Source organism: Halocatena marina, from assembly GCF_023276375.1.
Classification (GTDB): domain Archaea; phylum Halobacteriota; class Halobacteria; order Halobacteriales; family Haloarculaceae; genus Halocatena; species Halocatena marina.
Genome location: NZ_JALLPK010000005.1, coordinates 26,489 through 39,205 on the forward strand (window position 1 = coordinate 26,489; position 12,717 = coordinate 39,205).

General features: G+C 49.2%; 11 protein-coding genes and 1 pseudogene. 4 read left to right on the forward strand and 8 right to left on the reverse strand.

The genetic code is table 11. From position 1 onward, the window contains the following. Positions 1-81: 81 nt before the first annotated feature. The 7 genes from MW898_RS24835 to MW898_RS24865 form a co-directional block, all read right to left on the reverse strand. Positions 82-522 carry a hypothetical protein gene (locus tag MW898_RS24835; protein ID WP_248910990.1) on the reverse strand — a complete coding sequence of 147 codons (441 nt, stop codon included), beginning with the start codon at positions 520-522 and terminating at the stop codon, positions 82-84. An 81-nt stretch (positions 523-603) separates the two neighbouring features. Continuing rightward, complete coding sequence (locus MW898_RS24840; RefSeq protein ID WP_248910991.1) at positions 604-1,023, reverse strand: hypothetical protein; 420 nt, start codon at positions 1,021-1,023, stop codon at positions 604-606. Between the two features lie 318 nt (positions 1,024-1,341). Further along, positions 1,342-1,530 (reverse strand): DUF7333 family protein, encoded by a 189-nt coding sequence (locus tag MW898_RS24845; RefSeq protein ID WP_248910992.1) that lies wholly within the window; start codon positions 1,528-1,530, stop codon positions 1,342-1,344. A 116-nt stretch (positions 1,531-1,646) separates the two neighbouring features. Then, positions 1,647-1,784 carry a hypothetical protein gene (locus tag MW898_RS24850; RefSeq protein ID WP_248910993.1) on the reverse strand — a complete coding sequence of 46 codons (138 nt, stop codon included), beginning with the start codon at positions 1,782-1,784 and terminating at the stop codon, positions 1,647-1,649. Between the two features lie 746 nt (positions 1,785-2,530). Next, positions 2,531-4,087, reverse strand: coding sequence for a cryptochrome/photolyase family protein (locus tag MW898_RS24855; protein WP_248910994.1), 1,557 nt, complete (start codon positions 4,085-4,087; stop codon positions 2,531-2,533). A 1,018-nt stretch (positions 4,088-5,105) separates the two neighbouring features. After that, entirely contained in the window at positions 5,106-8,135 is a 3,030-nt protein-coding gene (locus MW898_RS24860; protein ID WP_248910995.1) for a plasmid replication protein RepH, read from the reverse strand. Positions 8,136-9,104: 969 nt separating this feature from the next. After that, positions 9,105-9,662 carry an LSM domain-containing protein gene (locus MW898_RS24865; protein ID WP_248910996.1) on the reverse strand — a complete coding sequence of 186 codons (558 nt, stop codon included), beginning with the start codon at positions 9,660-9,662 and terminating at the stop codon, positions 9,105-9,107. Between the two features lie 338 nt (positions 9,663-10,000). Here MW898_RS24865 and MW898_RS26475 point away from each other — a divergent pair. From MW898_RS26475 to MW898_RS24880, 4 genes and pseudogenes are all read left to right on the forward strand, one after another. Next, positions 10,001-10,249: pseudogene (locus tag MW898_RS26475) on the forward strand (HNH endonuclease); the annotation flags it as partial. 45 nt (positions 10,250-10,294) lie between these two features. Further along, positions 10,295-10,657 (forward strand): hypothetical protein, encoded by a 363-nt coding sequence (locus tag MW898_RS24870; protein WP_248910997.1) that lies wholly within the window; start codon positions 10,295-10,297, stop codon positions 10,655-10,657. 222 nt (positions 10,658-10,879) lie between these two features. Continuing rightward, entirely contained in the window at positions 10,880-11,239 is a 360-nt protein-coding gene (locus MW898_RS24875; protein ID WP_248910998.1) for a PadR family transcriptional regulator, read from the forward strand. Between the two features lie 361 nt (positions 11,240-11,600). Beyond that, positions 11,601-11,963, forward strand: coding sequence for a HalOD1 output domain-containing protein (locus tag MW898_RS24880; protein WP_248910999.1), 363 nt, complete (start codon positions 11,601-11,603; stop codon positions 11,961-11,963). A 165-nt stretch (positions 11,964-12,128) separates the two neighbouring features. Here the strand turns inward: MW898_RS24880 and MW898_RS24885 are convergent, their stop codons facing one another. Continuing rightward, entirely contained in the window at positions 12,129-12,497 is a 369-nt protein-coding gene (locus MW898_RS24885; protein ID WP_248911000.1) for an ArsR/SmtB family transcription factor, read from the reverse strand. Positions 12,498-12,717: the final 220 nt, after the last annotated feature.

A 12,717-nucleotide genomic window follows, 5' to 3' on the forward strand; every position in this document is an offset into this window, starting at 1 on the left:
CCAGGAAGCTCCCCGGTATCCCTTGACTTCACACCGCACTGCATCCCGCCGAAGTTTCACTCCTTCCTCGCGCGTGATCGGCTACAAGCGACCGCTACCAACGTATGCGAGACCGAGGCTACCAAGAAGAACGAAGCTGCTAAATACGATCTCTGGAAGTGAGAAAATCTGCTCACCGAATGCTCCGACAGCTACAAGAGTGACAGCGACTGTTGTTGGGAACGGATTCGCAGCCAATTGTTGGATAAAGACTCGGAGTGACCAGTATATCATATCCACATTCGACGTGAGAACAGTTCTGAGTGGCAGATTCCCATCCGGGTTCTCTGTCAGAGTGAGACTCTCGAGTTCTTCGAGGGAGGTAGTCACGATCTCACCAGTGTATGCCCGTCGTTCGTCAACATCAGCTACACGGAGCAACGTTACCGTCGCCTCACCGTCCCTCCCGACGACGCGGTATATGCCGTCTGGAACGTCGAAACCCTCTGATTTGAAGTGTTCGTACAGCTTGGGATGATTCATCATCGAACGTAGACGACGGTCACTCTTAGTGATAGACTATTGTGATAGTAGTTCCCAGCCGCGACAGTCAGAACGAGATTGCTATCTCATATAGGTCACGATGCGTCGGCTGCTAGCCCCGACGATGAATGCGCCAATCCCCCCACCGAGTGAAAATGCAGTGATGATCAGAAGGACGATGCCCGCCTGCACGTATGAGTTGTAACCGAACGCCCCAAGACCGATGGCGAGAATGGCTGTGAGCACCCAGCCAACTGGCAACGCGATAGCGATCAACGTACTTACGAACAGTCCATCATTGAGGTAGGCATTGATCATTGCCCCACCGAATGCTACTGCCACCAGTACGTACACAAATTGCCAGACGAATGGCACACCAGGAATTAACGATATAGAGCTGAACGCACTGGCTCCGATAGAGACCGCCACAGCGAAAAGGAGAAATTGTTGCGTACGACGATGATCACGACCGATGAGCAGCGGGGAATCTATGACATCCATAGCAACTCCACGTGGTTCATCCACAAATAACCACACCCGCTCCGTCACGGACACCCACTATTCGACCTAACCGAGGCAGTGACGAGTACCAGATCGCACTGACTTGCATCAGCTCCGAGACGACGGATACGCGTGGCGCGAACTGACAACACCGACATGAGCAAACATGTCGTCAGACGGATTTATGACCGATGGAAGCGGTAGTGCCTGACGAGGAGGTACAACGCCGTATCAATCTCTGCTATACAGGCGCACTGTTTCAGTGGAGCCTGAACAGATTTCTCACAGTGGTTTCTGTGAGTATCAGAGACAGGATCGTTACCGGTTCGCCGCCAGGTGCTTACCATGTTTGATACCGATAAATAGCGTCAGTATACCAAATACAAGCAGACCTCCAAGCACCATCATTACCGTACTTGTCGTCATCGGACTCATGAACGTACCGCTAGCGATAATGGCAAACAGCACACCGAATACGCCAATGGTCTTCGATCGATTGAATTCCATACCGGATCGTGGACGGATCTGAAAATAAACATTGAGCCATATCCCAGTTTGTGGGAATGCACTCAGCACTTTTGCTGGAGCGTGTCGTGATCGTCGACATCCACCTGACCACGCCCCTACTTGCGCTGTCCATCACTGTTTCGACCAAGATGACTGTCATCATTCAGTGAGCGCTGCTGTGCTGTAAATGCTGGAAAAATGTCCTCAATACCGTCGTGTTTCTGCACCTTGCCGACCGAAACGATGTCAAGCATACAACCTCGTCGGCACCCTGAAATAATCCTGACAGACAGCCAGGCGACGAAAAAACCAACAACAGGGGTACACCCTGGTAGTCCGACAGCGTCCTACTCAACCTCCGTAGAGCCAGAGAGAAGGTTGGACAGTCCGTCATGTGAGCGAGGGCCAGTATATGGTTCCCGCCCAAAGAGCGACTGCCAACAGGAAGAGAAGTGCGTCCCATTAGTGCTCTCCGACCATGAATGGGTAGAAAACCGTCCAAATAATCACTTATGTTGACCATTTGTGGTGTCACCATTGGATACTGACTTGCATCAGCAAGTACAGCGTTTCATGACACAACTCAACGACCAGCTCAGGCGACGATCGGCTGTGGGGCTCATCCGACTATTGCACCCATACTAACCGATATGAGCAACAGTGTCTAGTCTTCCTGCTGATGTCTACTCGTTGGTGTACACCGTCTCCATCACTTCCCATGGGAATGCCGGCAGGCAATTGCGGCCAAACCGTTCATATGATTCATTGCTGTAGCGCCGTCTCGTGGCGCCCACCGGGGCTCACCCGGGGCAGACATCCGAGTCCGACGCTTTATCAGTACTACCTTAGCGGACGACACCAACCCAATGCTATCCCGGACAACTCATGCGGTGAGCACGGTGGGCCCACATTACAGCTCTCCTGCCGACTGTCTCCAATCGCTATACATCGCTGATCGGCAGCGCTCAATCGGTATCCTATTCATGTCCGACAGGGACGGTTACAGGTCGCTGTCAGCTGCCAGCTCGCGCAGGCGATCGACCCGGTCACGGATCTCCTCAATCTCTCCTGATTCGCGTTTGTCGTCGACGTGGCTGTACATCAGCCCCATGCGGTGGATACTCCGCAGTGGCTCTTCGTTTCGGTCGAGGAACTGCCAGTAGAGGGCATTGAACGGACAGGCTTCCTCGCCAACGTTCGCCGACGAGTCGTATCGACAGTCCTCGCAGTAATTGGACATCCGATCAATGTAGTTGGCCGAGGAGACGTATGGTTTCGTTGCGAAGACCCCGTGGCCGTACTGCCCCATTTCGATTACGTTCGGCGTCGTGACCCAGTGGTATGCGTCGACATAAGTGGCGTGAAACCACTCGTTGAGTTCTTGTGGCTCAACGCCCCACAGCGTCGCAAAGTTCGCCAAGATCATCAGCCGCTGGATGTGGTGGGAGTACCCACGTGCGTGGACATCCCCGACGGTCTCGGCGAGACAGTGCATGTCCGTCTCGTCCGACCAGTACAACGTCGGTAGCGAGTGTGTTGCATTCAACTGGTTTGCAGTCGCCAGTTCAGGCATTGTGTGTCGGTAGATGTGCCGCATGAATTCCCGCCAGCCGAGTATCTGCCTAACATAGCCCTCCGCTGATGGGAGGTCGACCTCGTCGCTGTGGTAGGCATCAGTAACGGCTTCGATCACTTCCAGGGGGTGTAGTAGGCCGATGTTCACTGAGGCACCCAGCAACGAGTGTGCCATCGCCCAGTCCGCGCTGCGCATCGCGTCCTGGTAGGGTCCGAACACCGGCAAACGGTGGGTGACGAAATGGTTTAGATAGTCTCGGGCCTGCTGGCGGGTCACCGGCCAGTGAAATCCTTCCGGACTGCCCCAGGTGTCGAAGGCAGACGAGACCCATGCAGCCGTCTCCTCGGTCAGAGCATCGGATTCGGGCGTGGGGACTGACGGAGCTTCCCACTCCTCGGGCGGGAATTCGCGGTTCTCCGTGTCGTAGTTCCACTCGCCGCCGATTGGGTCGTCGCCGTCCATCAACACTCCTGTCTGTTTTCGCATCCACCGGTAGAAGCGCTCGTGTCTGAATTCCCTGTCGCCGTTGATCCATTCGTCGAAGGCCTGGCGTGTGCTGACGAATAGTTCGTTCTCGACGACCCGCAGATCGCCTCCGACCTCGGCGACGAGATCACGGAACTGGCGCTCGGAACCGTGGCTCGGTGATCGCATCGTCACCAGCGTGGTGTCTGGGTTGTCTGCGAAGAACGTCTCGAAAGCGTCGGCGAACGTATCTGTCTGAATGTACGTTACGTCGTAGCCGGCCTCACGCAGCCGGTCGCGGGCGTGTCGCATGGCGGCGAACACCAGTGTGAGTTTGTGATGGTGATAGGGCATCCGGCGGGCGAAGTCGTGGGCCTCGATGAGCAGCACTTGACTTTCTTCGGGCGCGCGAGCCAGTGGCCCACACTGCTCGGTGAGGTGCGTGCCAAGAAGCCAGGGCACGTCGTCTGCTCCGATTGTGTACTCGGGAGGTGTGCCGACTGTCGGCTGGCGCATACTATCATCACGGGCTGAACATGCATAATTCCCCGTCGCCTCTCGCTGAGATGCCTAATATCGACTCTACGACCCGTTTTCCGGTGTTCCGACATTTCGACGGTCTCGATGTCCATCCGTGTAAAGCGCTCTTTTCGAAGTATCTCGTCCGAACGGTTCGGACGATGCATGATTTGAGCTATAGACAGTATTACAATATAATATATTAATATATATTTATACTAGCATTTATAGTATTTTGCGATGATTTCTTGTATGTACCATGGTGTGGCGACGGAAAGAAACTGTACACCACGCACGGATCTGAACTGTGGCAGAAGTAGTCACTACTGTTGGTCGTCCGGAGGACCATGGTATAACGACTTATGAAAACGATCCCATCACAACGAATCGGCGCATGCATCGCTTTGCTAATTACTGCCTTCGGAAGCTCTGGGTCAGTGCCCACAACGCCTGAAGACGTATCTATCGTCAGATCTGCAGGTAAATGTAACTGTGGGGATAATTGTGATTGTGGTGGCGATTGTGGCGGCAACTGTACCTGCTGAGTGCGTTGATAGGTCGATTGAATCGGTATGGTAGCTCAACGCCCTTCCACCATTAGTCAAAGATAATGTAGATATTTCCATCTCTCTATTTTATCTTGAATGTTTCTTTCTCTAGTCGCTCGTATGATATCTTATTAACAATCAATAAACATCTAAACATTAAATTTAAAAAGAACCGCTGTATTGCGGTTCGGGTTGGACCATTAGCACGCACCATGCAGAGAGGACAGTACCCTGCATGATGGCCTGTCAAAGCGTGGGCGATTATCTAAATGATACCGCCCATCTATCGTATCAGTAGATTATATAAAAATATGTTGATTTATTCCTATAATAATTATTGATAAATTAATATACTAGTTAACATCGGATTTCATATAGCATTTTGGGGACAGCTATCGAGGAGACCTCTTATTCGAAACTGCCCCTCCACCGTTATTACCATATTGATATGATTTCTATATTATAACTCACCGTAAATATACACTATTCATCATACTAGAGATCGAGTCAGTTTCGGATGTTACTCTAGTGAGTGTCGTTTGAATACTCTCTGAATCGTCTGGTTTAACTCCAATTACTGCCGTTTGTTGTAGGGTACGGGAAAGAGCGACTGAACGATCGTCAGTAGAAATGATCTTTCTGCCACTGTGTTCATTTCCGATTTGTCTATCTAAATCGATAATACCAAACTGAGCAGCAACAAACTGCAGCCATGGTATAAGACTGACATCTTGCTTGTGTTTGTTAGGGATATTGAGTGGCCAGCCCTCACAGTCATTCAGAGAGAAATCAGTTGTATTTGTGACTGTCTTCAAAATATCACGAAGCCACGACTCTCTACTGATTCTAAGTGGATGATCCTCATCCTGTGATACCGTCGATGAATCTGGTGTCCACTCTGGTTCGAGATGTGCAGTCCACTTCCGTCGTCCTTCAACAGTGTGCGGTTCAATGATTGCGAGGGCTGCCAGCTCGTCGATGTACCGATCATAGGACGACGAAGAGATACCAGCACGTTCGCAGATCTCATTTCGCCCGATCGGTATATCGGTCTGTAGGAGAACTTGTACAACCTTCGTTGCAGATGGTGCAAGCGACGGTAGAAGACGATCTGCGGGTAAGTGAGCCAGCCCGTACGCTATCTCTGATACAGAGAGTGGTTCGGTTTTTGCTGTTTGCGAACAGTGCAGTAGTGCTTCAGCGACATCAAATGGCGAGACCGATCCCGGCTGTTCTGATGTGGAGAGACAGGCTGTTAACACTCGGATACAGCGCTCCAGTGGTCGGCGGTCATGAATACCTCGCTCAAGTAGATCGGCTCGATCGGTGACGTATCCCTTTTGATCAGCAAAATGAGCGACTGTGGCTTTGATCGTAGGATACGTCATTCCGGACATGACAGGAATTTCGAGTAATGGTGCCTTTTCGTTCCCCTCTTGAACTTCCTCACGAATCGTAGCTGCGCGAGATTGAATTGCTTGGTAGACGTCAGTTCTGAATTCGGTTGCGTCAGGACCTGAAACGACCCATGAAACCGTACAACGGGCGTATGGAGCTGTGACATCGATATTGTAGTCGAGACGAGATTCTAGCTTCTGGTCGCGGTCTTCAAGAACTTCCCGGTAACCCGAATGTACGCCGATATCAGACTCGTAGACGGTGTGTTTGGGTACTGTATGACCGAAGAACTTCAGAAAAGACTGGTAGCGTTGGTTGCCGCGCTGGAGTTGTTCAGTGTCGGGAATTCGGAGCTGGATCGTCACATCGAAGCCAGCTGCATCGTATAGCTGTGTTGTTGAGGCAAACAAGCCGTGCAAATCACGGAAGAGATCGCTGTACTCTTCGGTCTTATTTGATCTCAGAACGTTCGGAAGCTGCTTGAGACAAATATTTCGTATCTTTCGATACCGGTCTTTGAATTGACTGTATTCGTGTTCATTCTTTCCAAACCAGCCGATTTGTGCACCTTTCACGAGAATACGGTCTACGTTTTCCTTGAATTCGTCGTAGAGATTTTCGAACCTCTTACCGAGTGCATCTGGTGTCAGCAGTCGTGAAAATGCATGATCGGAGAGTAAAGTTGCTGTACAGCGGGCCAGTGTGGGGAGTGGACCTCCCCACTGGACGACAGCCTGTACGTCATCTTCAAAGCAGGAGAGATACGTCATCCGACCGTCGTCGAACGGTTCTATCTTGTGATCAACGAGTGTGACACCATCAGACCGCTGGGCTGCACTAAGACGTTGGTGCATTCCACGGCTGTCGAGTGTATTTGTAGGTCCGTCTAACCATGCTGTATACCCATTCGTATCTGCACTGCCTGTCTCAGCCAACCACGCTTCAGCGGTTGATGGACCTTTGTCCTCTCTGTCATGTTGCTGAGTGCAGTACACTCTACTTGTGGAATCGTGAGGGGTTGGCACAAAGTCCTGATCGAGCGTTGATTGATGAGGCGAACGGAGGGTGTAATTATCCACGATGTAGTCTTGAGCAATTTCTCCAGCTGCTGTTAATGAGACGCGATTGTGTGTCCGTCCCAATGAGTCAACGGCGACGAGCCCCGCAGCGGTGAGATCACCAAGATAGTTCGAAATAGTCGATTCAGCCAGATCTATCCCCGGATCTTCGACAAGCATGCGCTGTTCTCGATATCCGTCATCAGGGAGCGAAGCGAGGAGTCGTACACGCCCACCCTGTTCGTCGAGATTAGCGAGAGCGGTGAATGCAGTGGTGCGTATCTCAATTTCATCAGCGTTGGCACTGAGTTTTTTTTGCTGACTGGGAATCCCGTGCTCAGCAAAGTCGAACTCGCTGAGATGCTCGTCAACCCACTCCAGATGGTGACGGCGAAGATCACGCAGGAGGCGGGGTGAGGAGAGAACGAGCGCAACATCGAACACTTCTCCTAGAGCAGCAAGCGTCGCAAGCGATGTTGCGGCTGTCCGTTGGTCGCTCACGTTGTCCCATGCTTGAGCGTCAAGCGTGACCCAGACGGTATTGGGTGTAGGATCTTGACGATGAATCGCAAGTGGGCCACGGGTAAGAGCGTCAATATCTCGAGTAAATGGACCGCTTCCAGTCCCGAATTGTGTCAGGAATCGTTTAAGATCGTCGTGGTGGTTTTGATGATGTTCGGGGAGTTTATCGCGCTCTGCTGGCTCAAACTTCAAAGCATACTCCGTGAGCGCGCTCGCGTAATGGGTAGCGAGTGCGTCAGCCCCATGCACCTCACAGAGATATTCGTAGACAAATGGACCTGGCCGGCGTGTCTCGATAATATTTGTGCCATAGGCATCATCGTAGCGTGCAGCGAGCGTTCGTAGTGAGGCAGCCGTGGTTGGAAGTAGGTTTTCAAGCAGCTCTGGAAGCCACTTGCTGACTTGTGGCGGGATACGGTTGATAGCCGCTGCAGGAATACTGCGCTGTGTGGTCTGCCCGGGGAGCACAGGCCGAATACCACACTCATTGGGTAAACCCACCAACTGTGGATTGGTCATGGTTAGGTCCCCACAGCGGTTGCCCTACCCAGCGGGGTCTGGAGCTGCCTGTCGTAGTGATTCCTGTAACAATCACCGTTTCTGAACCCTCCAGAAACGAGTTTACTATTGTGATCTAGACGACTCACAATAGTAAACTGCATCGTGCTTCTGTCAGCTCCAACCGTCAGTACACCGGACTCAGTGGTGTCTGCTAGTAGCGGTGTGACTGAGTTAGTGGATAATTCTTCCCTTCTATTTTTTATCTTATCTACGTAGTCAATTGTACAAAATAAATATTCGTATAGTATCCGATTGGCTATGGCTCCCAACGCACGATGATTGTCAGTGCGATACTGGTCGGCTGAATTACTCTTCGTGTCGCGACGTCGTCTCTTCTGATTCATGTATGTCTATTGGAATTTTTGATCGTTCCCGAGAATGCTCTGTAGATCCAGATGAACTGGATCTAATAAGCTCTGTCATTTGGCCCAAACGACTAAGTTGACGGAGCAGAAATCGCTGAGTGATAGGGATCCACTGGGGAAATTGGGTGCCTTATCACCCTTCAAACTCCGGAGGGCATTCTTTCATTTTTACCTACATTTTGAGTAACTTCTCCGTGATTTTGTCTCTTTGAAGCCATCTCGTCTGAGGTATTATAAAAACATGGGACTGTACACCGATTTGCTAGTCATGCGCTTGACAGTCTCTATCCTGTGATTTATTGATTATCTCCTTCAGCACACCCTTATATTATCTTAATGCCAACAACTTGTTGGTGTTTCGTCCAGACATGTATACACGTCTGTGCCTACACGATTGCACAATAATAACATCGACTCTGTACTATCTGGTAGAATTTCACGGTAGACACAACGACTGAATAGGGTTGTGATCTATTGGATAATTCAGAGCCAGTGGCCATACAGCATAGAGTAGAGCTTCGTGCTTTCCCAACTGGTTCGAAATAGTGTGATGGATCCTCGGTCAATCAATAATCAATTGTTCAATTTGTTCACGATGCGGACCGTCACCGTCGACATGACCAGGCCGAATGTAGTACGTGACACCGAGCTTCTCGACGACGAGTTCTTCGCTCTCATCGTCGAATTGAACATCAAGTCCGTATTGGGTGAGACGATCTTGCAATGTAGTTAGATCGGCAGTGAATGTGTTATTCACGCCATTTTTGTCACTGTCTATAGACTGGCTGATATCTGTTGTGTCGCTATTCGCAGTAGTCTCGCTGGCTACTGAAACATCAATCGATGGCTGTGCTATACTTACTACCATCTGCCCGCGTATTACGAGTAATTCATCTCGTGAGCCGGTAGTCTGATCGTCCGTCGCAGTGGCCATCGGACAGTCGTCGACTCCTGTGAGTGTTATATTTAGATGTTGATCATAGCCTGCAAGTGTGCCATGAACCGCCTCTCCGGTTTTCACCATTACTGTTACTTCATTGCCAATAGTAATATCGAGAATATCGAACGGCGTAATAGGCATTGAATCGCTCATAGTTATCAAAGTAGCAAATTTTGACATAAAACTATCGACTGACAAATGTTGTTAGTAGCACTGGTCAATTGACTACTATATCATATTATGATCTCAGAGGCGGTGGTAATGTCATTTGGTTGGATTTATAGGAATTCATGGATTACGGGATGAAAATGCTAGGGATGTAATCGCCTTCCTCCAACTCGTCGGCTGAGGACACTGGTAGATAGTACAAAACGGGAGTGACAAATTGGATTGGAAAGAAAAGAGTCGAGACTCATTTTCAGTAGCAGGAAATCTGATTGTTGAATAATATTATTTGTTAACAACACAAGATTATTTTTTATACTCCGGTATTGATTTAGACTGTGTTGTTAACAACGATGCATTCTATCGATACTAGCGAAATCAATTCTGCTTATGATGAACAGGATGGATACGAAGGTCAGTATCCACCGGATTGGAAAGCTCGTAAAGAAATTATTCACAAACGTAATGACTACGCGTGCACGGAATGTGGGGCTCAGGTAGAAGACCAGAAAAAACTACATACGCATCACATCCAGAGTCTTCCTGATGGTGGTTCAAATCGACTTTCGAATCTCACCTCCGTCTGCGTAGATTGTTACGATAGGCAGCATGCGGACAATCGACATAACCACGATGTCAGGCAAGAGTTGGAAGGTACGAGTCAGTCGTTTGGCGAACTGGGGTGGTGGCTCTATCGATTGATGTATTACAGCATTGGGGGGATGGGTATCTTCATTCTTCATATCGTTGGCTTCTACGTGCTGTTAACGCAACCTGTTGAGGAGTCTGTCTGGATGGCGGGTGGTGGCTACGTTGTGCTTCTCACGATTGCGGTGGGCCTCTATCCAGAGTCGATCGCTGTTCTGTACGGTGTTGCCGGAATTATTATGGCTGCGATCATGCAGATCGTGGCGGTAAACGAAATCGGTACTATAAGCGCAAATATCATAGTCCTCAGCACGTGGCTCCCTGCCCTGCTCGCTTGTGGTTGGTGGTGGCGACAGCGATGAATAATATCCACATTGAGTGGACAGACGACAAATATCGAACTTCAGTGCCATCGGATGATATTATCACGCATATAATTGATTTCTGTTATTAACTCCAATCATCTGGAAGTTTATATTAGTTGAAAGCAGTGGTGTATTGCGCTCTTAGCTATTCATAGATGGAACAAATAACCATATGATGTTTGAGGGGTATTATATACGATACTGTCGTTAGCAGATAATATGTCGGCGACACTGTCAGACGACAGCGAACCAGGCATTGCATCCGAATTGACCGCGTTCCAACAGCGGATCCTCGCGATTCTCTCAGAAGAGAAACGCTATGGGCTGGCAGTTAAGCGTGAACTTGAGGAATACTACGGTGAGGAAATCAACCATGGACGGCTCTACCCGAATCTCGATGACCTCGTTGAGATGGGTCTCGTCGAAAAAAGCGCACTCGATAAACGGACAAATGAATATGCACTGACCGAGGCTGGCCACGATGCCATTGTGACACAACTCTCGTGGGTCTTCTCGTGGTTTGTGACATCAGATGAACGCGCTGCAGAGGTTGAAGCCCTCGTCGACAACGTCCAATAGCTGGACATCTTTCTTTTGTAGGCCATAGATTGATATGTTGTGTAGTACCCTTCGCGTAGTGAAAATGTTGTAAATTATCGATGAATATTGGGATTTATCGAATGAATATCCATATAATATTCACATTCTTATAAATAACCACAATACTTTTTTGGTACAATAATACATTACTGAATATGGGTTGGACAATGAAAAACAGAACCGATTATGTGAAATACAAGCTTTTGGGAGAGCACATATCTTTAATTGATAGAAGTGGTGTCATTATCGAACACACAGTCGTGCCTGATCATGGGGACACTAGTGGTCGCAGGAATTGTGTGTCTCACCGGCAGTCAGAAGATGGGGCTACCAAATAATGATGGCAGAAAAGAACACTGATGGGTCAGACAACGGATGCCAGCCTACTCTTGATAATGAGGTAGAATGGCAGGCCATCGTACACCGATCGTTCGAGCCAGAGGAGGATGTCGATATCGTAATGGAGATTGTTGAGGCTGTTGCCGCCGCCGAGGGTGTCGAAACTACGTCACTCGGCACTTCCTTGTTCAGTGTCGTCAACATCACTGCTATTCGGGCCGTGTTCTTTGATCAGACAGTTCTGGGGCAACAACGCTACTGTACCGGACAAATACATTTTCAGTACCGTGGATTTCGTGTGACTATATCTGGTGATGGACTGGTTACTGTTGCAGAACCGGTCTGTCGAGACAGACCTAGGTAGGTTAGTGGTGAGTCTCACTAGAGGTCGAAACCTCTCCTTGGTTATTGGTGTGAACCACCTTTCGCTTGTATCATCGCGTCTAGCCGATAGTACTAATTGGAAGAATATGATCTGTTTCGTTGTTCAGCTCTATCCTAGATTCATTTATTTCATATGAATTGGCTATTATCGAATGAATTCTTTTACTTGGTGGTACGTTGAATCTCGGCCCGCAACTAACACGATCTCATCGTACGCTGGCGCATACACTGTCATCTCACGTCCCTTTTTTGAATAGCTAGTTCCAACTGGCTCAATAAGTTCCCCTTTCTCCAGTTTTTGGAGATGGTAGTGGACGTTCTGTAAAGATGTATCAATCTCATCACGAATCTCACTGGGTAGTGAGGGTTGTTCATAGATGATAGATAGGACTGTTCGTGTTGTCTCGGATGTTAGCGTTTCGAGTGCCACATCCGCTTCGGCGCTGTTGAGTTCGAGAATACGAGACTCGGTCGAGAGGTCCCGTGATCCCTCACGCTGCGGCAGTAAAGCCATTGTCTACGTCTTCAACGCTATTCCCATTGATATTGTGATGCCTCAAACTGTGGTTGTATCTGAAATCGGGTTAGATACAGTTATTCCTCCTATTAATGGTGAGAGTGTTTTTTGCTTCTCAATATCTGTTTCATGGATGAAAATATGAACGGATAGAACATCTATATGATAAGGGAATGAAGTATAGTTTGTATTTATTCTTTGTATATGTGTGGTTCCA

Bases quoted from the DNA above. Each gene is read 5' to 3' on its own strand.
- MW898_RS24845 (WP_248910992.1), bottom strand. From the start codon at position 1,530: ATGGAATTCAATCGATCGAAGACCATTGGCGTATTCGGTGTGCTGTTT.
- MW898_RS24855 (WP_248910994.1), bottom strand. From the start codon at position 4,087: ATGCGCCAGCCGACAGTCGGCACACCTCCCGAGTACACAATCGGAGCA.
- MW898_RS24840 (WP_248910991.1), bottom strand. From the start codon at position 1,023: ATGGATGTCATAGATTCCCCGCTGCTCATCGGTCGTGATCATCGTCGT.
- MW898_RS24880 (WP_248910999.1), top strand. From the start codon at position 11,601: ATGGCAGAAAAGAACACTGATGGGTCAGACAACGGATGCCAGCCTACT.
- MW898_RS24865 (WP_248910996.1), bottom strand. From the start codon at position 9,662: ATGTCAAAATTTGCTACTTTGATAACTATGAGCGATTCAATGCCTATT.
- MW898_RS24850 (WP_248910993.1), bottom strand. From the start codon at position 1,784: ATGCTTGACATCGTTTCGGTCGGCAAGGTGCAGAAACACGACGGTATT.
- MW898_RS24860 (WP_248910995.1), bottom strand. From the start codon at position 8,135: ATGACCAATCCACAGTTGGTGGGTTTACCCAATGAGTGTGGTATTCGG.
- MW898_RS24885 (WP_248911000.1), bottom strand. From the start codon at position 12,497: ATGGCTTTACTGCCGCAGCGTGAGGGATCACGGGACCTCTCGACCGAG.
- MW898_RS24875 (WP_248910998.1), top strand. From the start codon at position 10,880: ATGTCGGCGACACTGTCAGACGACAGCGAACCAGGCATTGCATCCGAA.
- MW898_RS24835 (WP_248910990.1), bottom strand. From the start codon at position 522: ATGAATCATCCCAAGCTGTACGAACACTTCAAATCAGAGGGTTTCGAC.